This window comes from Pseudomonas sp. W15Feb34 (genome assembly GCF_023127765.1).
Lineage (GTDB): Bacteria > Pseudomonadota > Gammaproteobacteria > Pseudomonadales > Pseudomonadaceae > Aquipseudomonas > Aquipseudomonas synxantha_A.
Map to the genome: position 1 here is coordinate 133,445 of NZ_SPKN01000009.1, position 21,493 is coordinate 154,937.

General features: G+C 61.2%; 19 protein-coding genes and 1 tRNA gene. 13 read left to right on the plus strand and 7 right to left on the minus strand.

The features are described 5' to 3' along the window. Window positions 1–57: 57 nt before the first annotated feature. The gene (locus E4O97_RS04635; protein WP_003171680.1) at window positions 58–273 is read left to right on the plus strand and encodes a hypothetical protein; all 216 of its coding nucleotides are present in this window, start codon (window positions 58–60) and stop codon (window positions 271–273) included. On the opposite strand, the gene yacG is transcribed toward E4O97_RS04635, so the two are convergent. Genes yacG through E4O97_RS04655 form a run of 4 tightly spaced genes read right to left on the minus strand, consistent with a single transcriptional unit; the run spans window position 270 to window position 3,158 of the window. Further along, complete coding sequence (yacG, locus tag E4O97_RS04640) at window positions 270–470, minus strand: DNA gyrase inhibitor YacG (RefSeq protein WP_003188437.1); 201 nt, start codon at window positions 468–470, stop codon at window positions 270–272. The genes E4O97_RS04635 and yacG overlap by 4 nt on opposite strands. Next, the gene (gene coaE, locus E4O97_RS04645; RefSeq protein ID WP_103734653.1) at window positions 467–1,090 is read right to left on the minus strand and encodes a dephospho-CoA kinase; all 624 of its coding nucleotides are present in this window, start codon (window positions 1,088–1,090) and stop codon (window positions 467–469) included. The genes yacG and coaE overlap by 4 nt, the downstream gene beginning before the upstream one ends. Continuing rightward, on the minus strand, window positions 1,087–1,953 hold the full coding sequence (locus E4O97_RS04650) for an A24 family peptidase (RefSeq protein WP_032877843.1): 867 nt from the start codon (window positions 1,951–1,953) through the stop codon (window positions 1,087–1,089). The genes coaE and E4O97_RS04650 overlap by 4 nt, the downstream gene beginning before the upstream one ends. Continuing rightward, window positions 1,950–3,158: a type II secretion system F family protein gene (locus E4O97_RS04655; protein ID WP_223017573.1), complete on the minus strand. Its 1,209-nt coding sequence runs from the start codon at window positions 3,156–3,158 to the stop codon at window positions 1,950–1,952. The genes E4O97_RS04650 and E4O97_RS04655 overlap by 4 nt, the downstream gene beginning before the upstream one ends. A gap of 199 nt (window positions 3,159–3,357) precedes the next feature. Here E4O97_RS04655 and E4O97_RS04660 point away from each other — a divergent pair, with 199 nt between their 5' ends. The 3 genes from E4O97_RS04660 (at window position 3,358) to E4O97_RS04670 (ending at window position 4,363) form a co-directional block, all read left to right on the plus strand. Then, window positions 3,358–3,771: a pilin gene (locus E4O97_RS04660; protein WP_005784685.1), complete on the plus strand. Its 414-nt coding sequence runs from the start codon at window positions 3,358–3,360 to the stop codon at window positions 3,769–3,771. A gap of 63 nt (window positions 3,772–3,834) precedes the next feature. Continuing rightward, window positions 3,835–3,907, plus strand: a tRNA-Thr gene (locus tag E4O97_RS04665). Between the two features lie 150 nt (window positions 3,908–4,057). After that, window positions 4,058–4,363, plus strand: coding sequence for a DUF6388 family protein (locus E4O97_RS04670; protein ID WP_248128578.1), 306 nt, complete (start codon window positions 4,058–4,060; stop codon window positions 4,361–4,363). Window positions 4,364–4,437: 74 nt separating this feature from the next. Here the strand turns inward: E4O97_RS04670 and nadC are convergent, their stop codons facing one another. After that, the gene (nadC, locus tag E4O97_RS04675; RefSeq protein WP_248160898.1) at window positions 4,438–5,286 is read right to left on the minus strand and encodes a carboxylating nicotinate-nucleotide diphosphorylase; all 849 of its coding nucleotides are present in this window, start codon (window positions 5,284–5,286) and stop codon (window positions 4,438–4,440) included. Between the two features lie 245 nt (window positions 5,287–5,531). Between nadC and E4O97_RS04680 the strand changes: the two genes are divergently transcribed. The 5 genes from E4O97_RS04680 (at window position 5,532) to E4O97_RS04700 (ending at window position 12,275) form a co-directional block, all read left to right on the plus strand. Beyond that, the gene (locus tag E4O97_RS04680) at window positions 5,532–7,685 is read left to right on the plus strand and encodes a DUF1631 domain-containing protein (RefSeq protein WP_248160899.1); all 2,154 of its coding nucleotides are present in this window, start codon (window positions 5,532–5,534) and stop codon (window positions 7,683–7,685) included. Window positions 7,686–7,746: 61 nt separating this feature from the next. Then, window positions 7,747–8,310 carry a 1,6-anhydro-N-acetylmuramyl-L-alanine amidase AmpD gene (ampD, locus tag E4O97_RS04685; RefSeq protein WP_248160900.1) on the plus strand — a complete coding sequence of 188 codons (564 nt, stop codon included), beginning with the start codon at window positions 7,747–7,749 and terminating at the stop codon, window positions 8,308–8,310. Continuing rightward, on the plus strand, window positions 8,307–9,143 hold the full coding sequence (gene ampE, locus E4O97_RS04690; RefSeq protein WP_032877836.1) for a regulatory signaling modulator protein AmpE: 837 nt from the start codon (window positions 8,307–8,309) through the stop codon (window positions 9,141–9,143). Before ampD ends, ampE begins: the two co-directional genes overlap by 4 nt. A 547-nt stretch (window positions 9,144–9,690) precedes the next feature. Then, a complete protein-coding gene (locus tag E4O97_RS04695; protein WP_032877834.1) occupies window positions 9,691–11,721 on the plus strand; it encodes a HAMP domain-containing methyl-accepting chemotaxis protein in 2,031 nt (676 codons plus the stop codon). Between the two features lie 125 nt (window positions 11,722–11,846). After that, the gene (locus E4O97_RS04700) at window positions 11,847–12,275 is read left to right on the plus strand and encodes a hypothetical protein (protein WP_032877832.1); all 429 of its coding nucleotides are present in this window, start codon (window positions 11,847–11,849) and stop codon (window positions 12,273–12,275) included. Here the strand turns inward: E4O97_RS04700 and E4O97_RS04705 are convergent. After that, a complete protein-coding gene (locus tag E4O97_RS04705; RefSeq protein WP_032877831.1) occupies window positions 12,222–12,998 on the minus strand; it encodes a TatD family hydrolase in 777 nt (258 codons plus the stop codon). The genes E4O97_RS04700 and E4O97_RS04705 overlap by 54 nt on opposite strands. A 2-nt stretch (window positions 12,999–13,000) precedes the next feature. Further along, entirely contained in the window at window positions 13,001–13,996 is a 996-nt protein-coding gene (cra, locus tag E4O97_RS04710) for a catabolite repressor/activator (RefSeq protein ID WP_032877829.1), read from the minus strand. A gap of 293 nt (window positions 13,997–14,289) precedes the next feature. On the opposite strand from cra, the gene ptsP reads away from it, so the two are divergent. The 4 genes from ptsP (at window position 14,290) to E4O97_RS04730 (ending at window position 21,472) form a co-directional block, all read left to right on the plus strand. Further along, complete coding sequence (gene ptsP / locus E4O97_RS04715; protein ID WP_228309336.1) at window positions 14,290–17,148, plus strand: phosphoenolpyruvate--protein phosphotransferase; 2,859 nt, start codon at window positions 14,290–14,292, stop codon at window positions 17,146–17,148. Beyond that, window positions 17,149–18,069 carry a 1-phosphofructokinase gene (gene pfkB / locus E4O97_RS04720; protein ID WP_248160901.1) on the plus strand — a complete coding sequence of 307 codons (921 nt, stop codon included), beginning with the start codon at window positions 17,149–17,151 and terminating at the stop codon, window positions 18,067–18,069. 11 nt (window positions 18,070–18,080) lie between these two features. Beyond that, the gene (locus E4O97_RS04725; protein WP_248160902.1) at window positions 18,081–19,799 is read left to right on the plus strand and encodes a PTS fructose-like transporter subunit IIB; all 1,719 of its coding nucleotides are present in this window, start codon (window positions 18,081–18,083) and stop codon (window positions 19,797–19,799) included. Window positions 19,800–19,930: 131 nt separating this feature from the next. Next, the gene (locus E4O97_RS04730; RefSeq protein WP_032877824.1) at window positions 19,931–21,472 is read left to right on the plus strand and encodes an alkaline phosphatase D family protein; all 1,542 of its coding nucleotides are present in this window, start codon (window positions 19,931–19,933) and stop codon (window positions 21,470–21,472) included. Window positions 21,473–21,493: the final 21 nt, after the last annotated feature.

Sequence of the window (21,493 nt, forward strand, 5' to 3'; positions counted from 1 at the left end):
AATGCCGGGCACCGGCGCAGGTCCATGCTCTGCAAAATTTTTTCTGGAGCACCGATCATGAGTGTGTACGAGTGGGCACGGCAGGAGTTGCGCAGAAGCCAGGACGCAGCGCAGGAAATCGGTTTTGACCCCGGCTTGACCTTGCGCGCCATGCTCAGTGCGGTGGTGCAGCAAAGCAAGGGTGTACGCAGTTTTGAAGACCTGGCCGACGAGTTGCAATACCTTGCAGAAAACCTCGACGACCAGCAGGAATATGCCTTTATGCGGCCTTAGTGGCGCGGCGGCAGGTCTTCGGAAAACAGTTCATCTTCAGCGTCCGGGGCCACCGGAATCTTGTGTTCTTCAGCGGCCCAGGCACCCAGGTCGATAAGCTTGCAACGGTCCGAGCAGAACGGCCGGTTGAGGTTGGTCGCTTTCCATTCCACGGGTGCACCGCAGGTTGGGCAGTCGACGGTCAAGGGTTGGCTCATGATCGGCCTCCACGCAAAGTAAGGTAAAAGTGGTGCAGTCGCTCGACCTCGCCGTGCAGCCAGGCAAGGTCCTTATCGTTGACCAGCACGTCATCGGCATGGTTCAGGCGGTCTTCGCGGCTCGATTGAGCCTTGAGAATCGCCTGCACCTGTTGTTCGCTGATGCCATCGCGCTGCAGGGTACGCTGAATCTGCAGCGATTGCGGCACGTCGATCACCAGGATGCGCTGGGTCATGCTGTATTGGCCGGACTCGATCAGCAGCGGTGACACCAGGATCGCGTAAGGCGACTGGGCGCGTGCCAGGTGGCTGCGAATTTCCTCGGCAATCAGCGGGTGCAGCAAGGCTTCCAGCCACAAACGTTCTTGCGGTATCTCAAAGATCAGTTTGCGCAGCGCGGCGCGATCCAGCTGGCCGTCGGGTTGCAGCACGCCGTCGCCGAAATGCTCGGCAATGCGCGCCAGTGCCGGTCGCCCGGGTTCGACGACCCAGCGGGCAGCATGATCGGCGTCCACCAGGTCGATGCCCAGGTCGATAAAGTGCTCGGCCGCAGCGCTTTTGCCGCTGCCAATGCCGCCTGTGAGGCCAAGAATCCAGGGTGTTGCGACAGAAGTGGTCATCTGAAACCGACAGACTGCAAATAGAAGTCGGTTATTTGACCACCCCAGAGCAATGCAATCCAGCCGGCAATTGCCAGGCACGGCCCAAAGGGCATCGGCGTCGACGTTTGGGCCTTGCGCAAACGCAGCAGGATCAGCCCTGCAAACACGCCCATCAGTGAGGCCATCAGCAACGTCATCGGCAGGATCTGCCAGCCACCCCAGGCTCCCAGCAATGCCAATAACTTGAAATCGCCATGGCCCATGCCATCCTTGCCGGTGACCAGCTTGAACAACCAGAACACGCTCCATAGGCTCATGTAGCCAATGACCGCGCCCCACAGTGCGTCGGGCAGTGTCGCCAACAGGTCAGCGCTGTTGATAACCAGCCCCAGCCAGAGCAGCGGCAGGACCAGCACGTCCGGCAGCAATTGGTGGTCCAGGTCAATCAGGCTCATGGCCAGCAAGCCCCAGCTCAGCAACATCACCGCAGCGGCTTGCCAGCCGAAGCCGAAATGCCAGGCAACAGCGGCAGTGATCAGCGCGCACGTCACTTCGGTCAGGGGATAGCGGACGCTGATGGGGTCACGGCAATGGGCGCAACGACCCCGGAGCATCAGGAAGCTGAGCAGCGGAATATTTTCCCAGGGCTGAATCGGCTGGTTGCAGCGCGGACAGCAAGAGTTCGGGCGCATCAGGTTGTACACCGGACCGGCGGGCTCGGTTGGCAGGCCGAGGACCTCATGGGCCTGGGCACGCCATTCGCGTTCGAGCATTTTGGGCAGGCGCCAGACCAGCACGTTGATGAAACTGCCGATGATCAGGCCGAGCACCAGTGCCATGCAGGCAAACGCCCAGTGCTGCTCGCTCAGCAGCAGGCTCAAAAGGCCGTACCCAATTGAAAGACCGGCAGGTACATCGCAATCACCAGCGCGCCGACAATGGCCCCCAGGACAACCATGATCAGCGGCTCCATCAGGCTGGTGAGGTTATCGACCAGGGTGTCTACGTCCGACTCGTAGTGGTTCGCGACTTTTTCCAGCATCCGGTCCAGGGTGCCGGACTCCTCTCCAATGGCGGTCATCTGGATCGCCATGCCGGGAAACAAACCGCAACTGTGCATGGATTGATTCAACTGCATGCCTGTGGATACATCGTGGCGCATACGTTCGATTGCCTGTTTGAAGGGGTCATTGCCGACGGCTCCGGCTACCGAGCCCAGTGCCTGGACCAGCGGGACACCCGCTGCAAACGTGGTCGAAAGCGTGCGGGCGTAGCGGGCGACGGCGGTTTTTTGCAGCAGTTTGCCTGCCAGAGGCGCTTTCAACAAACTCGCTTGCAGCCAATGGCGAAAGCCAGGGTAACGGCGGTAGGCGTGGCGCAGCCCGCCCACCCCCACGGCCAGGCCCAGCACGAGTATCCACCACGCTTGTTGCAAGAACTCGGACAGGGCAATGACCCCCAGGGTAAACCCGGGCAGTTGGCTGTCGACCCCGGCAAACAGATGCTGGAACTGAGGCACGACGTGTATCAACAGCACTGTGCTGACCAGTGTCGCGACTACCAGGACTGCGACAGGGTAAGTCATGGCTTTTTTGATCCTGGCTTTGAGCTGTTGGCTTTTTTCCAGATGAATCGCCACGCGCTCCAGCAGGGTTTCCAGAGCCCCGGCCTGTTCTCCGGCAGCTACCAGGTTGCAGTACAGGTCATCGAAATAACGCGGGTGCAGGCGTAGCGCTGCGGCCAGGTTATTGCCGCTGGCGATCTGTTGTTTCAACGCCTTGACCAGTTCACGCACCTGCTGGTTTTCAAAACCCTCACTGATGATGTCGAAGGCTTGCAGCAGCGGGATCCCGGCTTTGAGCAAGGTCGCCAACTGTCGGGTAAACAGGGCGATATCGGCTGGCAGGATTCGCGGGGTGAAAGCCGAACGTGATCGAGGCCTCTTGCGCACACGCTCGGGGCAGATCCCTTGCTGGCGCAGTTGTGCCTTGATCAGCGCAAGGCTGTCGCCAGCGGTTTGCCCGGTCACCCTGCGTCCTTTGCGGTTGATGCCTTCCCAGGCATAGATCGTTGACGTGTCGTTCATATCGGTTTGCGCACCCGGCAGTGAAGAATTTATAGCGTAGTCAGGTGGCGGATTCGGGGCGGCTGGTGTTATGGGATAAAGTGTCAGAATGTGCGTCTTGCAGGCGATGGGCTTCGTGGTGGTGGGTACACTGGCGCCGTTGCACACTTCGGGGCGCAGGACGCGCCTTGTCATGGTTTTATTCTGGAGAGTGAAAGAGATGCGTCAAAAAGGCTTTACCTTGATCGAGTTGTTGATCGTTGTGGCAATCATCGGCATTTTGGCCACGATCGGTTTGCCCATGTACACCAAGCACCAGGCCAAGGCCAAGTTTACGGCGGGGCTGGCTGAAATCAGCGCGTTGAAGGCCGGTTATGAAGACGTCATCAACCAGGGCACTGTGCCCACTGTGTCGTTGATCGGTGGCAACAGCCCCACTGCCAATTGCAAGATCGACGTGACAGGAGATGTAGCCTCGGGCGCCGGCTCCATCAGCTGTGAAATCCTCGATGCGCCAGCGCCCGTGCTCGGCAAGACCATCACCTTGACCCGCAACGCAACCAGCGGATGGACCTGTGCTACCACAGCGGATCCGCAGTACGTTGCCAAGGGCTGCTCTGCCAACGGCGCGTGATGGCGCCGGGCGGTGAGCGAGTCAGTTGCTGCATGACCAATGCAGTGCTAGCTTTAGCCCACCGCCCGTGTAGCTCAGCCGGTAGAGCAGCGCACTCGTAACGCGAAGGTCGCAGGTTCGATTCCTGTCTCGGGCAAAAGCGCACCACTGCTTCAAAGGCAATGTTTTCAGATGATCCCAGAATGGTTCTGAAGGCCAGACGAGTCGGCATTCGTGCTCGCTCTTTTGTATCTGCGCAACCTTGATGACCCAGATGCATCCCCATTCCTCGATCCAAGAGAACGACATGACCACGACTGAGATGACCCAGGAAGTTCGGCACCAAGCAGCTCTCGAGAAATACCTTGAGGCGACGCCGCAGCTTAAAGAAGAGATCAAGGACCTGAGCGCTGACGACCAGCGCGATCAGATTCAGTGGGCATTCGAGGACGAGGCAGAGAGCCAGAACCTCCAGCCTTGGGAGTTGACCCTCAAGTACACCTCGACACCGGAAGAATTCGAAGCTGCGCGGTTGGCCTTGCATAAAGAGGCGGCCGAGGTGCTGGGCGTCGAATGGGACGAGTACTGCGAGATGAATAATCTTGTAGTTTAAAAGCAGCCGCGAGTTTCAAGCTGCAAGCGGCAAGTTGTCTCGCAGCCTTCTTGCAGCTTGCAGCTGGCAACTACTCAGATACTGAGGCGCATCGACAGATCCACTGCCTTCACATCCTTGGTCATCGCGCCGATGGAGATGAAGTCCACACCGGTTTCAGCGATAGGCAGCAGGGTACTTTCATTGATCCCGCCGCTGGCTTCCAGCTTGGCCTTGCCGGCGTTCAAGCGCACGGCCTCGCGCATGTCTATCAGGCTCAGTTCATCGAGCATGATGATGTCGGCTCCCGCCGCCAGGGCTTCGCGCAACTCATCCAGGTTTTCCACTTCGATTTCCACCGGCTTGCCTGGGGCGATCTTGTGGGCGGCCGTAATCGCCTGGGCAATGCCACCGCAGGCGGCAATATGGTTTTCCTTGATCAGGAACGCGTCATACAGCCCGATGCGGTGATTGTGGCAACCGCCACAGGTGACCGCGTATTTTTGCGCCAGGCGCAGGCCCGGCAATGTCTTGCGAGTGTCCAGCAGCTTGACCTGGGTACTGGCGACAAAGTCCGCGAGGAACTGCGCTCGGGTGGCTACACCTGACAGCATCTGCAAAAAATTCAGCGCACTGCGTTCACCTGTGAGCAGCGAGCGTGCCGGGCCTTCAAGGTGGAACAGCGACTGGTTGGGGCTCACACGTTCACCGTCGGCCACCTGCCAATGCACGGCGACCCGTGGGTCCAGTTGGCGAAATACCGCATCCACCCAGGCCGTACCGGCAATAACAGCCGCTTCGCGGGTAATGATCGTGGCCTTGGCCAGCCGTTCGGCGGGGATCAACTGCGCGGTGATATCGCCACTGCCGATGTCTTCCAGCAGTGCGCGGCGCACGTTGGCTTCGATTTCGGCGGTGAGGTCGGCAAGACGGAGGTTCGGCATAACAGGCTCCACAAACAAAGTGCCTGGATTATAGGGGCTGCGTGCGTTCGAACCCAGCGCGCCGCTCATTTACAGCGTAAAGGCAGAGTTTGCTGGCGCAACCCCCCTCATTTGCAAGATAATCTCGCGCCTTTCAATTGGCGTCATAGCTTTGACGTCGAGGTGGTAGCCGGTTTATTTGCAGCGCACTGCCGTGCCTGCCCCGTTCTTTGCCCCTCTCAACACCGCCGTTTCAGGAGGCCAGGATGCACAATGACGGAAAGGTGGTGCCTATCAACAGGGCACAGGCCACGCCATCGCCGCTCGCGCGCCTGCCGGTGGTGTTGCTGCAGGTGCGTGACAAGGCCGCGCAACAATTGCAGCAGGGTTTGCAGGAACTGTTCGATAACGCCGACGACACCCTGTTCGAAATGGCTGACAAGGCCCGAAGCACCGTCGACCATCATATTTTTTTCGAAGCAATGCGCGACCTGCGCCTCAAGCGCAAGAACTTCGAACGCGTGTTCATGGAGCAGCTGTTTGTCGCCTTCGCCAATCTGGGCCAGGCCGGAAGCGGCGATCTGCACCTGGTGCCGGTGGTGTCCTACGAAGCGGTATCCGGTACCAGTGCCGACGATATGGAAAAAGCCGTAGCCCTTGAGGCGATGCTCGGTCGGGTGCGACATCGTGATGGCTTGGCCCTGGGACAGTTAAGCGCGCGCATGAGCCGATTGCTGGGCCGGCGACTGGATGACCATACCAACCCACTGGGTCCGGCACTGCTCTGTGAGTTTTTCCTGCAGGCAGGGCGCAGTCTGGGGGTGGAAATCCGCGTCAAACTGATCATGCTCAAGCTCTTTGAAAAATACGTGCTCAGTGACGCGGACCTGTTGTATGGCGAAGCCAATCAACTGCTGGTCGCCGTTGGTGTACTGCCTGAACTCAAGGCCGTGCCATCCCGTCGTCCCGGCGGGCGCGCCAGCCGGGAACACCAACGCGCCAGCCAGCCGATCGTCGACCCGCCGCTCGATAAAAGCGGCCAGCAAGCGTTCAGCGCATTGCAGAAGTTACTGCAGGCCGTGCGTGGCAGCGTGGCGCCGACCCTCGAAGCCAGTGCCGAGCCGCAACCCATTGCCACCCGTGATCTGCTACGCCTGCTGTCGCATTTGCAGCAGTACGTCCCCGAGCCCGAGGCTGAAGACGATTTCGACCTGCGTAACCAGCTTGAACAGCTGCTCACCCGAGTCAGCGTCAAGAGTGGCAAGTCGCGGGTCCTGGAAGATGCTGACGAAGATGTAATCAATCTGTTCGCTATGCTGTTCGCGTTCATACTCGGTGATAGCAGCGTGCCGGACGCGTTCAAGGGCCTGATCGCCCGTTTGCAGATCCCCTTGCTGAAAGTCGCCGTGCTGGACAAGAGCCTGTTCAGTTGCACGCGCCATCCGGCGCGACGCTTGCTCAATGACATCGCGGGCGCCGTCATGGGCTGGAACCCGCCCGAAGACGCCTCCCGCGATACTCTGTACCTGTGTGTCGAGCAGGTCGTGCAGCGTTTATTGAATGAGTTTGTTGAAGACCCGGCGATTTTCTCCCAGCTACTGACGCAATTCAGCGCGTTTACCGCTGATGAATCCAGGCGCAGCGAGTTGCTTGAGCGCCATACCCGAGAGGCCGAGCAGGAGCGCCTGCATACCGAGGCTGCCCGCCAACGTGTGGCGCAGGTGCTTGATCGAAGGCTGGCGGGCAAGGTTCTGCCGCAGTTTGTGGTGCAATTCCTCCAGCAAGCCTGGAGCCAGGTGTTGCTATTGGCCATGCTCAAGCATGGCGGACAGTCGCTGCAATGGCAGGCAGCGCTGCGCACCCTGGATGAGTTGATCTGGAGCGTCGGCCTGCGGGAAGACACCGAAGCGGGCCGGCATTTGCTTGAGCAACTACCCGCGTTGCTCAAGGCGTTGCGTGACGGTTTGGCCGCTGCGGCGTTCGACTCTTTTAGCACCCGCGAATTTTTCCGGCGGTTGCAGGCCATGCATGTTCAGTGTTGCGGGGGCGACGGCGGCGAAGTGCTGGTCGAAGTGCGTGAGTCCTTCACGCTTGGCACCGGTGCGCCATCCGTCGTTGCGCCGCTGCCCGATGATGACCCCGACCTGCTCAAGGCCAGGCAGTTGCAGATCGGCGCCTGGGTAGTGTTTCAGCACGATCAGGAAATCGCCCTGCGCTGCAAGTTGACGGCAATCATGCCGCCTGCCAATACCTGTATTTTCGTCAGCCGCACCGGGCTCAAGGTTCTGGAAAAAACTACCGACCAATTAGCCCATGCGTTCAAGCGTGGTGTGCTGCGCACGCTGGATGATGGCCCTTTGTTCGAGCGTGCGCTGGCTGCGGTGATGGGCGACCTGCGTCAACTCAAACGCGGCAAGTGATCGCAACCGCAGGGTGGAACGCGGCATACTGGTAACACCTCGTCTCATTTCAGGAGCCTGTATGCAGTTGGACCCCGCCAGCGGTTGGTGCCAGGGCATCCGTCATTGCCCGTCGCCCAATTTCAACGAGCGCCCTGGAGGCGAAATCTCGCTGTTGGTGGTGCATAACATCAGCTTGCCTCCAGCGCAGTTCGCCACGGGCAAGGTGCAAGAGTTTTTTCAGAATCGTCTGGATGTTTCAGAGCATCCCTACTTTGCCGGTATCGACCACCTACGCGTGTCTGCGCATTTTCTGATTGAACGTGACGGCACTGTGACGCAATTTGTCTCGTGCCGGGACCGGGCCTGGCACGCCGGTATTTCCAGCTTCGAGGGGCGCGAGGTGTGCAATGATTTCTCGCTGGGGATCGAACTGGAAGGCACAGACGAACTGCCGTTCACCGATGCCCAGTACGCGGCGCTGACCGAGCTGACGCGCCAGTTGCTCAAGGCTTACCCAAAGATCACTCGCCAACGTATTTGTGGTCACAGCGATATCGCCCCGGGGCGCAAGACTGACCCGGGCCCCGCTTTTGATTGGGCGCGCTTTCTCGGCGCCCTGCAGGATGGAGGACACGAACAATGAGTTTCCTGGTGTTGGTGCTGGCGGTGTGGATCGAGAAGTTCTCGGCCTTGCGCCTGCGGTTGCAGCGTGACGGTGGATGGCTGCGTGAGCTGGCCAAGCTGGAGTCGAGCCCGCGTATGGGCAAGCGACCCTGGCTGATCCTGACGCTGCTGGTGCTGCTGCCGGTAGCGTTGCTGGCGCTGTTGTTGTTGGTACTGGAGCCGGTGGCCTATGGCCTGTTGGCGTTACCGGTGCACATGCTGGTGGTGATCTATAGCCTGGGCCGTGGTGATTTATTGGCAGGGCTGGGGCCGTTCCGTGATGCCTGGCGACGTGGCGACCTGCAAGCTGCAGAGCATGTGGCCGAGCGCGACCTGAAGCTTGGCGCCGACAGTGGCGAGCAATTGCTGGAGCGGGTCCAGGGCTATCTGTTGTGGCAGGCGTACCAGAGCTTTTTTGCGGTGATTTTCTGGTATTTCCTGCTGGGCCCGGTGGCGGCTTTGGCCTACCGGCTGTTGGCGCTGGCCAGCGAACATAGCCAGAACCCGTTGGTGGCTGAACGTGCCGCGCAGTTGCGTCACGCGTTTGACTGGTTGCCGGTACGCCTGTTGGCGGCGAGCTTTGCTTTGGTGGGCAACTTTGTCGGGGTCAGTCGGGTGATGCTCCACGAACTGCTGAGCTGGGACATCAGCGCGGCGCAGTTGATGGAAAAGGTCGGGCTGGCCGCGGCTGAAATCCCTCCTCCAGTGGTGGGGGCTGACGGCATCAATAGCCTGGATCGGTTGTGGGAGCTGCTGCTGCGTGCGGCGGTGTTGTGGTATGCCGGGTTTGCCATTTGGACTGTGTTGCCCTGAACACTGTGGGAGGTGGGCTTGCTCCCGATGGCGGCCTCCGGGCCAACCAGGGTGCTGGATCAGACCGAGTACATATCCATTCCTGCGGTAACGGCCACGGTTGGTTCCGCTTTTACAGCGGGTCACTTTGGAAAAGAGCCCCAAAGTAACCAAAGGGCTCTTGCCCCACCACTCGGCACCTCGCTTAGGCTCGGTGTGCCCGTAATCCGCCAGTGATTTGGGGGGCCGCCGCCACGCGCCATCCATGGCGCGGGGCGGCTAAAACCGGCATCCCTGCCGGTTTACCCCCCAAATCCCTGTCGAATTCCGGCCAGCGTGGTTTGACGGGGCGCCTGAGATCAAGATCAAAAGCAGATCAAGATCAAGAGCGGCTCGCTTCGCATCGTGGTTACGGGGGCAAGCCCTCCTACATGTGCTCTCCGGATACGCCGTTAACCTTACGTTACAAAACTTCCCTTCGAATTGAGCTATACAGACAGAGCGCCAAATAGTGGCTATCTGCCGCCGCCCTGCGCCTCAATAACAATAAAAGAAGGGGAGATCACCTGTGATGAGCTTGCTCTATCCTGCCGTCGCGCTGATGAACCGCCTGAGCTTCGGCATGAAGTTCAGCCTGATCAGCGTGCTGTTCCTGCTGCCGATGCTGGCGACCAACTATTACCTGGTGCGTGACTCGTGGCGCGAATTCCAGGGCACCCGTATCGAACTGCAAAGTCTCGACCTGCTTGGCAGCAGCCTGGCATTGCGTCGTGAGTTGGAAACGCTCAACAACCAGGTGCAGATCAACGTCATTCTCGGACAGTCGGGCAAGGCGGCTGATCTTGAAGCGCAGATCACTGCCCTGGAGCAAGGTGTGCTGGAGCGGTTGCAGGGGTTGCACGCCATGGCGACGCAGCCCGAGCAAGTCGAGGTTTTTGAAAACAAGCGCGACGAGCTGATCGCCGCGTTCAAGGCGCAGCAACAGGAAACCTCGTTGCTCAACAAAGCGGCGTTGATCGGCAAGTTACTCAACCAGGCCCAGATGCTCAGCCAAATCATCGCCAGCCAAGCCGGCTTGAGCCGTGATGCGCAGAGTGACCTGCGCCAACTCAGCGACCTGGTCACTGCGGTCACCCCACAGGTCACCCAACTACTCGGTGAGGGCCGCGCGATGGGCGCGTATTCTCTGGGCCAGGGCTTTATCAATTCCTCCTCCAGTACGCGCTTTGACGAGTTACTGCAGCAGGTGGAAAAGCTCCAGGGCGAATACGGCTTGAAGCTGCAGGACGCGCTGGGCGCCAGCAACGCCGCGCATGCAGCACTCGATAGCTTGGCGCAAGCCAGCCAGGCCAGCCTCAAGCAAGGCAGTGAGTTGTTCGAAGAACAGGTAGTGATGGCCGAGACCCTGGATACACCTTGGCAAGGTTTTTACGACGGCGTCAGTCAACTGATGGCCAAGACCTATCAACTCGATGACGCCACCTTAGCGTTCATCGGCCAGCAACTGGAGCAGCGTCTGACGCAAAACCGCCTGCACATGGTGTTGCTGGTCGCGGCCCTGGTGGCGGTATTTGCGCTGATCTTCTACTTGTATGCAGGTTTCTTTGTCTCCACTCGCACTACCTTGCGCAGCCTGGGGGCGATGATGGACAAAGTCGCGGCCGGTGACATGACGGTCACTTTCGTCGCCCACAGCCGCGACGAGCTGGGAGACCTGGGCCAAGTATTCAATGGCACCGTGGCCAAGATCCACGACCTGATTGAGCGCGTCGGGCATACGGTCAGCCAGGTCGAGTTGCAGGCCAGCCAGGTGCAGACGATTTCGGCACAGAGTAACCAGGCGGTATCCGGCCAGCGCAGCCAGATCGAACAAGTGGCAACGGCGATGAACCAGATGTCTGCCACCGCACAGGAGGTGGCGCGCAGCGCGGCGGCGGCGGTCAACAGTGCACAGAGTGTCAATGATGAAACCGTCAGCGGACGGGCGCTGGTGCAATCTCAACAAAGCGGCATCGCACGCCTGGCTTTGGAGATCGATGAGTCGGTGCGGGTGATCAATCAGTTGGCGGCCGATAGCCAGTCCATCAGCAGCGTATTGGAGGTGATCAAGAGCATCGCCGAGCAAACCAATTTGCTGGCGCTCAACGCGGCCATCGAAGCTGCGCGTGCCGGTGAGCAAGGACGCGGTTTTGCCGTAGTGGCCGATGAGGTGCGCACCCTGGCCCGGCGTACCCAGCATTCCACCGGAGAAATTGAACAAATGATCAGCCGCTTGCACAGCGGCGTCGGCGCAGCGGTAAAGGCGATGGGCAGTAGCCATGAAATGGCGAGTGGCACGGTAGGGCAGTCGGAAAAGGTCCAGCACGCCCTGGAAAATATCCTCGGTGCCGTAGGCATGATTGTTGACCAGAACCAGCAGATCGCCGCTGCCGTGGAGCAGCAAACGGCGGTCGCTCACGACATCGACCAGAATATTGTCCAAATCAACCGCGCCGGTGAACATGCAGCACAAGGCGCCCAACAGACCGAAGCGGCCAGCCGGCAGTTGTCGGCGCAGGTCATTGAGCTGAAGCAATTGATTGGTGCGTTTCGGGTGTAAGAACTTTCTGTGGGACTGGGCCATGAATCACGTGGCATTTGTCCTGATTTGCCGGGCTGTGTTTTATCGCGACGTGAATGGGTGAGAATTTGTTTCATCAGTCACGGTCACGAGGGGATACGACGATGGCCGCTGCAATCGGCATCAAAGGGCATTGTGCCCAGTGCAACATGACGTTTGAACTCAAGCCTTGGCAACTGAACGCCATCGCCATGGAAGTACCGTTTGACTGTGCGTACTGCCACTCGGGCCTGCAGTTGTGCTGCCACAAGCAGTTGCGTCAGTTTCGCGCCCTGGACCAGTGGGCGCTGGTGCGGCCCGGCATGATCATGCTGACGTGCGCGACCTTGCTGATGGCGTTGTTCGCAGAGTGGTTGGGGCTGCTCAGCGTGATCGGGCAGCTGAACATTTCGCTGGTCGCGGTGTTGATTTATCTGCTGGTCGTGCGCTACGCCCGTTATCGGCAAAGGATGACCTTGAACTTGCAGGTCATCAGCCCGCTACCAGTTGAACAGCTCGCACGCATTGCGTGTGCTCGTCTCACCCAGCAATAAAGGGCTGATGCCCATACGCTCAGCCAGGGCGGTGCAGATATCCGGCAGGTGTTGCGGGCAATTGCGCTGGTTGGGATACATGGCCGGGGCCATGTCCGGCGAATCGGTTTCCAGTACCACGGCTTCAAGAGGCAATTGTGCCAGTACCTTGTGCATGCGCAGGGCCTGGGGCCAAGTGGCGGCGCCGCCCAGACCGAGTTTGAAGCCCAGTTTGATGTACTCGCGGGCCTCTTCAATGCTGCCGGCGAACGCATGAATGATCCCGCCCCTCGGTAGACGGATGCGCTTGAGCGTGGCAATCACGACGGCGTGGCTGCGGCGTACATGCAGCAAGGCGGGGAGTTGGAAATCCGCCGCGAGTTTCAGCTGGGCTTCGAACAGGCTTTGCTGGCGCTCGCGATCCAGGTGCTCAAGGAAGTAATCCAGACCGATTTCGCCCACGGCGCAGAGTTGCCGATGGCCGTGCAAGCGCGTCAACCAGTCACCCAGCTCCAGCAGGTCGGCAGGGCGATGCTCATCGAGATACACCGGGTGCAAACCAAAGGCAGCGAACAAACCGTCGTCCTGCTGCACCAGATCCCACAGCCGCTGCCAGTTTTTCTGATACACCCCCAGTACCACCAGACGCCGTACCCCGAGTTCACGGCTATGGGCGAGGACTTGCGGGCGGTCGTGATCGAAGTCCGCAAAGTCCAGGTGGGTGTGGGTGTCGATCAGCTCCACGTTCAGACCTCGTGAATGCGCTGCTTGAACGTGCGGCCAATCGCATGCACACCCGGTTGGTACTGTTCTTCTTCGATGGCCGCCAGGGCCAGGCGCAGAGCTGTCTCGGCGATCAGTTGATGTTGCTGGGCCATGGCGTTGACTGGCAGCGGCAGGAAGTCCAACAGTTGGGTGTCGCCAAAGGTGCCCAGGCGTAGCGGCCGCGACCGGAGCGGGAAGTCATGCAGCGCATCGAACACGCCTTGCAGCAGCACGTAGGAGGTAGTCACCAGCGCGTCAGGCAAATGCCCCAGGCGCTGCAGCAGTTGCTCCATCAGCTGTCGGCCACAGTCACGGCTGAAGGCTTCGCCCTGTTCGATAATCACTTCGCCGGTGAAGTCTTGCAGCGCTTCACGAAAACCCGCAGTACGTTCCTGGCTGATGCTCAGCTCGGGACGTGCGCCGATCAGCGCGATTTGCTTGGGCAGCGGTTGTAGCAGGCTGCTGGTGAGTTGCTGACAGGCCTGGTGATCATCGCTGACCACTGAGCAGAACTGGTCAGGCTCCATCACCCGGTCGATGGCAATCACCGGCAACCCCTTGGCTTGCAAGTCTCGATAGCTGTCATCGCTGGCCGGCAGGCAACTGGCGACGAACAACGCATCGCAACGCCGCGCACGGAACAGTTGCAGCAGTTGGCGTTCGCTGTCGGCTTCGTCATCGGAGCTGGCAATCAGCAACTGATAGCCCCGTGCCCGGGCGCCTTGCTCCAACAGTTTGGCAATGCGTGCGTAGCTGGGGTTTTCCAGGTCTGGCAGGATGAACCCCAGGGTGCGCGTATGCCGGCTGCGCAGCCCGGCGGCTTGAGGGTTGGGGGTAAAACCATGGGCCTGGACCACGGCACGCACACGCTCAACGGTTGCGTTGCTGATGCGCTGCTGTTCTGCCTTGCCATTGATGACATAGCTGGCGGTGGTCACGGACACACCGGCCAGACGTGCAATATCACTGAGTTTCAAACCGGGATTTCCTTGTTTTTTAGAGCGTGCCCCGACATTTTGTCCAATCGTAACCGATTCCAGCCCACGACCAATGTCCCACGACAGGTGCCGAGTGGTGCTTCAAGGTTGCGCAATTAACGCGTAATCTGCCATAAATTCTAGATTAAACGTTTCAGCAAGCGTATTTTTACGATGTTCGCCGCTGAGTGGCTACTGCCAATTGACCACTCAGTCAGTTATTTTTGAACGTCTCGCGCTGATTTATTCAAAACAATACCTAGTGCGCACATCGCACTAACTAGGAGAACGGCATGCTTGAGCTCACTGTAGAGCAGATATCCATGGGCCAGGTGGCTGTGGATAAATCTGCTGCCTTGCACCTGCTCGCTGACAAACTGGTGGCCGATGGCCTGGTTGCCGAGGGGTATCTGAGCGGCCTGCAAGCCCGTGAAGCCCAGGGTTCGACCTTTCTCGGCCAGGGCATCGCCATTCCCCACGGTACGCCAGAGACCCGCGACCAGGTGTTCACCACGGGTGTGCGCCTGCTGCAGTTCCCCGAAGGGGTGGACTGGGGCGATGGCCAGATCGTCTACCTGGCGATTGGCATCGCCGCCAAATCCGACGAACACCTGCGCTTGCTGCAACTGCTGACCCGTGCCCTCGGTGAAACCGACCTCGGCCAGGCGTTGCGCCGTGCCGGCAGTGCCGAAGCGTTGTTGAAGCTGTTGCAAGGTGCGCCCCAGGAACTGGCGCTGGATGCGCAGATGATCAGCCTGGGCGTGTCTGCCGATGATTTTGAAGAGTTGGTATGGAGGGGGGCGCGCCTGCTGCGCCAGGCCGACTGCGTGAGCAATGGTTTTGCTGCGGTGTTGCAACAGGTCGACGCGTTGCCCCTGGGCGATGGCCTGTGGTGGTTGCACAGTGAACAGACAGTCAAGCGTCCGGGCCTGGCGTTTGTCACGCCGGACAAACCCATGCGCTACCTCGGCCAGCCGCTGCACGGCCTGTTCTGCCTGGCGAGCCTGGGCGAAGCCCACCAAACATTGCTTGAACGCTTGTGTGCCCTGTTGATTGAAGGGCGCGGCCAGGAATTGGGGCGTGCCACCAGCAGCCGTGCGGTGCTGGAAGTGCTGGGCGGCGAATTGCCACCGGACTGGCCCAGCGCCCGCATCAGCCTGGCCAACGCCCACGGCCTGCACGCCCGTCCGGCCAAGATCCTTGCGCAACTGGCGAAAAGTTTTGACGGCGATATCCGCGTGCGCATCGTTGATGGACCGGTGGGCGCGGTATCGGTCAAAAGTTTGAGCAAGTTGCTCAGCCTCGGTGCGCGTCGTGGCCAGGTGCTGGAGTTTGTCGCCGAGCCGACGATTGCCGGCGATGCACTGCCTGCACTGTTGGCCGCGGTCGAAGAGGGCCTTGGCGAGGAGGTCGAACCATTGCCGGCCCTGAGCGCCCAGCCTGCTCCTGTGGATATCGAGCCGGTGCTCAGCGCGCCATCGAGCGGCAGCCAGATCCAGGCCATCGCCGCCGCGCCGGGCATCGCCATCGGCCCGGCGCATATCCAGATTCCACAGCTGTTCGATTATCCCCTGCGCGGTGAGTCTGCCGCCACTGAACGCCAGCGCCTGCACGCCGCCCTGGGCGATGTGCGTAAGGATATCCAGGGCCTGATCGAGCGTAGCCAGGCCAAGGCCATCCGCGAGATTTTCATTACCCATCAGGAGATGCTCGACGACCCGGAACTGACCGACGAAGTCGATACCCGCCTCAAGCAGGGCGAAAGCGCCGAAGCGGCGTGGATGAGTGTGATCGAAGCCGCCGCCAAGCAGCAGGAAGCCTTGCAGGACGCCTTGCTGGCCGAGCGCGCCGCTGACCTGCGTGACATCGGCCGTCGCGTGCTGGCGCAGTTGTGCGGTGTCGAAACCGTCCAGGAACCCAGCGAGCCCTACATTCTGGTGATGGATGAAGTCGGCCCCTCGGACGTTGCGCGCCTGGACCCGGCCCGCGTAGCCGGCATTCTGACTGCCCGCGGTGGTGCCACCGCTCACAGCGCCATCGTCGCGCGCGCCCTGGGGATTCCCGCCTTGGTCGGTGCTGGTGCTGCGGTGCTGCTGCTGAGCGCCGGTACGCCACTGCTGCTCGACGGCCAGCGCGGTCGCCTGCATGTCGACCCGGACGCCGCCACCCTGCAACGCGCCACCGTGGAGCGCGACACCCGCGAACAACGCTTGCAAGCTGCCTCGGCTCAACGCCACGAGCCGGCGCTGACCCGTGACGGTCACGCCGTGGAAGTGTTCGCCAATATCGGTGAAAGCGCCGGTGTGGCGAGTGCGGTGGAGCAGGGCGCCGAAGGCATTGGCCTGCTGCGCACCGAACTGATTTTCATGGCCCACCCTCAGGCGCCGGACGAGGCTACCCAGGAAGCCGAGTACCGCCGCGTCCTCGATGGGCTCGGCGGTCGCCCGCTGGTGGTGCGCACCCTCGATGTAGGCGGCGACAAGCCCTTGCCCTATTGGCCCATCGCCCAGGAAGAAAACCCCTTTCTTGGCGTGCGCGGCATTCGCCTGACCTTGCAACGCCCGCAGATCATGGAAGCGCAATTGCGGGCACTGCTGCGTTCGGCGGATAACCGGCCGCTGCGCATCATGTTCCCCATGGTCGGCAGCGTGGATGAATGGCGCGCCGCCCGCGACATGACCGAGCGCCTGCGCCTGGAAATCCCGGTCGCTGATTTGCAACTGGGCATCATGATCGAAGTGCCGTCAGCCGCCTTGCTGGCGCCGGTACTGGCCAAGGAAGTCGACTTCTTCAGCGTCGGCACCAACGACCTGACCCAGTACACCCTGGCCATCGACCGCGGCCACCCGACCCTGTCGGCCCAGGCCGATGGCTTGCACCCAGCGGTCTTGCAACTGATCGACATCACCGTGCGCGCCGCCCATGCCCATGGCAAATGGGTCGGCGTGTGCGGTGAGTTGGCGGCAGACCCGCTGGCGGTGCCGGTGCTGGTCGGCCTGGGGGTGGATGAGTTGAGCGTGTCGGCCCGCAGCATTCCTGAAGTGAAGGCGCGGGTGCGCGAATTCAGTCTGAGCGAGGCCCAGGGCCTGGCGCAACAAGCACTGGCGGTGGGTTCGCCCGCGCAAGTGCGTGCCCTAGTGGAGGCCGTGTAGATGGCGAAGATTCTGACCCTGACGCTGAACCCGGCGTTGGACCTGACGGTGCGCCTGGCGCGCCTGGAGCCCGGTGCAGTCAATCGCAGTGAGGCGATGTTGACCCACGCGGCCGGCAAGGGCGTGAATGTGGCGCAGGTGCTGGCCGACCTGGGCCACCACGTCAGCGTTGGCGGGTTTCTCGGTGACGCGAACCCTCAGGCTTTCGACGCGCTGATCGCCAGCCGCGGGTTTGGCGATGCGTTCGTCCGCGTGCCGGGCGAAACCCGCAGCAATATCAAGATTGCCGAACAGGACGGACGTGTCACCGATATCAATGCGCCGGGGCCGCTGGTGAGTGAAGCGGCGCAAACAGCGCTGCTTGAGATGATCGCGAAGAAGGGTGCGCAATTCGATGCGGTGGTGGTGGCCGGTAGCTTGCCGCGCGGCGTCAGCCCGCAGTGGTTTCAAGCACTGTTGGGTCAGTTGAAAGACCTCGGTTTGAAAGTCGCCCTGGACACCAGTGGTGAAGCGTTGCGCGCTGGTTTGCAGGCTGGCCCGTGGCTGGTCAAACCCAATACCGAAGAGCTGGCAGAGGCCCTGGATAATGCCACCGATGCCATCAGCCAATTGCATCAGCAAGGCGTCGAGCATGTGGTGGTCTCCGACGGCGCCGCAGGCGTGACCTGGTACCGCCCAGGCGCGGCGCTACACGCCACGCCGCCCAAGGTGACGGTGGCCAGTACCGTGGGCGCTGGCGACTCGCTGCTGGCCGGGATGCTTCACGGTTTGCTCAGCGGCGATACGCCTGAGCGCACCTTGCGCCGCGCCACGGCGATTGCCGCGATGGCCGTCACTCAGATCGGTTTTGGCATCAGCGATGACGCGCAGTTGGCGCGCCTGGAAAGCGGCGTCGATGTACGCGCGCTGACAGAACAATAAGAGGGTTTGTGATGAAGTTAGCCATTGTTACCGCCTGCCCCAACGGCATGGTCACCAGTGTGCTGTGCGCCCGCTTGTTGGACGCCGCCGCCCAGCGCATGGGCTTGCACACCAGTGTCGAGGTCGTTGATGTGCAGCGCCCGGAACGTCAGTTGTCCCAAGCCACGGTCGATGATGCCGAGTGGGTACTGCTGGTCAGCAGCACGCCGGTGGATATGCAGCGTTTTGTCGGCAAACGCGTGTTTCAAACCACACCGGCCCAGGCGCTGGCAGATGTCGAAGGCGTATTGCGCCGGGGCGCTGAAGAGGCCCAGGTGTATGTCGCCAGTGACGCCCCGGTATCGGCGAAGAATGCGCCGCGTATCGTCGCGATTACTGCGTGCCCGACCGGGGTGGCCCACACCTTCATGGCCGCCGAAGCCTTGCAGCAGACCGCCAAGCGCTTGGGCTACGACTTGCAGGTCGAGACCCAAGGCTCGGTCGGCGCCCGCACACCGCTGAGCCCGCAAGCCATCGCCGAGGCCGACGTGGTGTTGCTGGCGGCGGATATTGAAGTTGCCACCGAGCGTTTTGCCGGCAAGAAAATTTACCGCTGTGGCACCGGCATCGCCCTCAAGCAATCCGAAGCCATCCTTAACAAAGCCCTGGCTGAAGGCGCGGTGGAAAACGCCGGCAGTGGCGCGCCGGCCAAGTCGGAGAAAACCGGGGTCTACAAGCACCTGCTCACTGGCGTGTCGTACATGTTGCCGATGGTGGTGGCGGGGGGCTTGTTGATCGCCTTGTCATTTGTGTTCGGCATCCATGCTTTCGAACAGCCAGGCACCTTGGCAGCGGCGCTGAAAAGCGTCGGTGACCAGGCATTCCTGCTGATGGTACCGCTGCTGGCGGGCTACATCGCCTACTCGATCGCCGACCGTCCTGGCCTGGCGCCGGGCATGATCGGCGGCTTGCTGGCGGGGACGCTGGGGGCTGGGTTTATCGGCGGCATCCTGGCCGGTTTCGTCGCGGGTTACTGCGTCAAGCTGATCAGCCGTGCGGTGCAATTGCCCCAGAGCCTGGAGGCGCTCAAGCCGATCCTGATCATCCCGTTGCTGGCCAGCCTGTTCACCGGCCTGGTGATGATCTACCTGGTGGGCCCGCCGGTCGCACGTTTGCTGACGGGTCTCACCGATTTTCTCAGCACCATGGGCACTACCAACGCAGTGCTGCTGGGCATTTTGCTCGGCGGCATGATGTGCGTGGATTTGGGCGGGCCGATCAACAAGGCGGCGTATGCGTTTTCTGTCGGCCTGCTGGCGGCGTCGAGCGGCGCACCGATGGCCGCGACCATGGCTGCCGGCATGGTGCCGCCGATTGGCATGGGCATCGCTACGTTATTGGCTCGGCGCAAGTTCGCCCAGACTGAACGCGAAGCCGGCAAGGCCGCGATGATCCTGGGCCTGTGCTTTATCTCCGAAGGCGCGATCCCGTTCGCGGCCAAAGACCCGCTGCGCGTGATCCCGGCCAGCATCGCCGGTGGCGCGCTGACCGGTGCGCTGTCGATGTACTTCGGCTGCAAGTTGGCCGCGCCCCATGGCGGGTTGTTTGTGCTGGTGATTCCGAATGCGATGAACCACGCGTTGTTGTACTTGCTGGCGATTGTGGCGGGCAGTGTGTTGACGGGGTTGGTGTATGCGCTGCTCAAGCGACCGGAAGCCGTGGAGCTGACGGTCACTGCTGCCAGGGGCTGATGGGATTCAGAATGTGGGAGAGGGCAAGCCCCCTCCCACATTTGGATCTCCATTGTTTGTATGGCCGGTGTCATCTTCGCTTCATCCCATCATGCTTAAGTGGCCCTTTTGATACTCAAGAGGGCACCTGCATGAGCCACTTCGATCTCGGCCGCCGCCGCGTGATGCAAGCCGTGGGCGCCGGCCTGTTGTTGCCGGGCCTGGCCCCGGCAGTGATCGCTTCGGTGAAGGACCGGCCGCAACTCACGGATGGCGTGCAATCGGGCGACCTGCTCGGCGACCGTGCGATGATCTGGAGCCGCAGCGACCGCCCCGCGAAAATGGTGGTGGAGTGGGATACGCGCAGTGTGTTCAGCAACCCCCGCCGATTGGTTTCCCCGCTGGCCGACAGCCGCAGCGACTTTACTGCCCGTGTCGAGCTCACCGGTTTGCCGGTCGATCAGTCGATCTTCTACCGTGTTCACTTCGAAGACGCCCAGACCGGCGTCGCCAGTGAACCCTGGTTCGGTCACTTGCGCAGCGAGCCGCAACAGCGTCGCGATATCCGCTTTGTATGGAGCGGCGACACCGTTGGCCAAGGCTTCGGCATCAACCCGGAGATTGGCGGTATGCGTATCTACGAAGCCATGCGCCTGCGCCTGCCAGACTTTTTTATCCACAGCGGCGACACCATCTACGCCGACGGCCCGGTGCCCGCGCAGTTGACCACCGAAGGCGGACGTATCTGGCGCAACATCACCACCGAGGCCAAGAGCAAAGTGGCGGAAACCCTCGATGAGTATCGCGGCAATTACCGCTACAACCTGCTGGATGAAAACGTGCGCCGCTTCAATGCCCAAGTGCCGCAGATCTGGCAGTGGGACGATCATGAGGTGATCAATAACTGGTCCTCCAGCAAGCAACTGGATGAGCGTTACCAGACCCGCGACATCAATACCCTGGTCGGCCGTGCGCGGCAGGCCTGGCTGGAATATTCACCGATGCGCCGCCAGAGTGCCGACGGCGGCGGGCGTATTTATCGCAAGCTCAGTTACGGGCCGCTGCTGGACGTGTTTGTGCTGGATATGCGCAGCTATCGTGGGCCGAATGATGACAACCTGGGCGGCGAAAAACCCTTCCTCGGCCGCCAGCAACTGGACTGGCTCAAGCGCGAACTCAAGGCGTCGCAGGCGCAGTGGAAGGTGATCGCCGCCGACATGCCGATCGGCCTGGGCGTGCCCGACGGTGAAGTCAGCCCCGGCGTGGCGCGCTGGGAAGCCATCGCCAATGGCGACCCCGGCCCGGCGCAAGGGCGTGAGCTGGAGATTGCCGAACTGCTTGGCTTTCTGCGTGCGCAGAAGGTGCGCAACCATGTGTGGCTGACGGCCGATGTGCACTACTGCGCGGCGCACCACTACCACCCGGACCGGGCGGCGTTCCAGGATTTCGAGCCGTTTTGGGAGTTTGTGGCAGGGCCGCTGAATGCCGGCAGCTTCGGGCCGAATCCGTTGGATAAAACCTTTGGCCCGCAAGTGGTGTTCGAGAAAGCGCCGCCTGCGCAAAACACCTCGCCGTTTGCTGGCTTTCAGTTTTTTGGTGAAGTGCAGATTGATGGGCAGACGGGGGAGTTGACCGTCATTTTGCGCGATCTCGATGGCGTTTCGGTGTTTGAGCAAAAACTGCAACCTGCCTGATTGGAATGCAGTTAAAACTGT

What these genes read in the sequence shown, in the direction of transcription:
- E4O97_RS04635 (WP_003171680.1), top strand. Translation starts at nt 58, where the DNA reads ATGAGTGTGTACGAGTGGGCACGGCAGGAGTTGCGCAGAAGCCAGGAC.
- yacG (WP_003188437.1), bottom strand. Translation starts at nt 470, where the DNA reads ATGAGCCAACCCTTGACCGTCGACTGCCCAACCTGCGGTGCACCCGTG.
- coaE (WP_103734653.1), bottom strand. Translation starts at nt 1,090, where the DNA reads ATGACCACTTCTGTCGCAACACCCTGGATTCTTGGCCTCACAGGCGGC.
- E4O97_RS04655 (WP_223017573.1), bottom strand. Translation starts at nt 3,158, where the DNA reads ATGAACGACACGTCAACGATCTATGCCTGGGAAGGCATCAACCGCAAA.
- E4O97_RS04660 (WP_005784685.1), top strand. Translation starts at nt 3,358, where the DNA reads ATGCGTCAAAAAGGCTTTACCTTGATCGAGTTGTTGATCGTTGTGGCA.
- E4O97_RS04670 (WP_248128578.1), top strand. Translation starts at nt 4,058, where the DNA reads ATGACCACGACTGAGATGACCCAGGAAGTTCGGCACCAAGCAGCTCTC.
- nadC (WP_248160898.1), bottom strand. Translation starts at nt 5,286, where the DNA reads ATGCCGAACCTCCGTCTTGCCGACCTCACCGCCGAAATCGAAGCCAAC.
- E4O97_RS04680 (WP_248160899.1), top strand. Translation starts at nt 5,532, where the DNA reads ATGCACAATGACGGAAAGGTGGTGCCTATCAACAGGGCACAGGCCACG.
- ampD (WP_248160900.1), top strand. Translation starts at nt 7,747, where the DNA reads ATGCAGTTGGACCCCGCCAGCGGTTGGTGCCAGGGCATCCGTCATTGC.
- ampE (WP_032877836.1), top strand. Translation starts at nt 8,307, where the DNA reads ATGAGTTTCCTGGTGTTGGTGCTGGCGGTGTGGATCGAGAAGTTCTCG.
- E4O97_RS04700 (WP_032877832.1), top strand. Translation starts at nt 11,847, where the DNA reads ATGGCCGCTGCAATCGGCATCAAAGGGCATTGTGCCCAGTGCAACATG.
- ptsP (WP_228309336.1), top strand. Translation starts at nt 14,290, where the DNA reads ATGCTTGAGCTCACTGTAGAGCAGATATCCATGGGCCAGGTGGCTGTG.
- pfkB (WP_248160901.1), top strand. Translation starts at nt 17,149, where the DNA reads ATGGCGAAGATTCTGACCCTGACGCTGAACCCGGCGTTGGACCTGACG.
- E4O97_RS04725 (WP_248160902.1), top strand. Translation starts at nt 18,081, where the DNA reads ATGAAGTTAGCCATTGTTACCGCCTGCCCCAACGGCATGGTCACCAGT.
- E4O97_RS04730 (WP_032877824.1), top strand. Translation starts at nt 19,931, where the DNA reads ATGAGCCACTTCGATCTCGGCCGCCGCCGCGTGATGCAAGCCGTGGGC.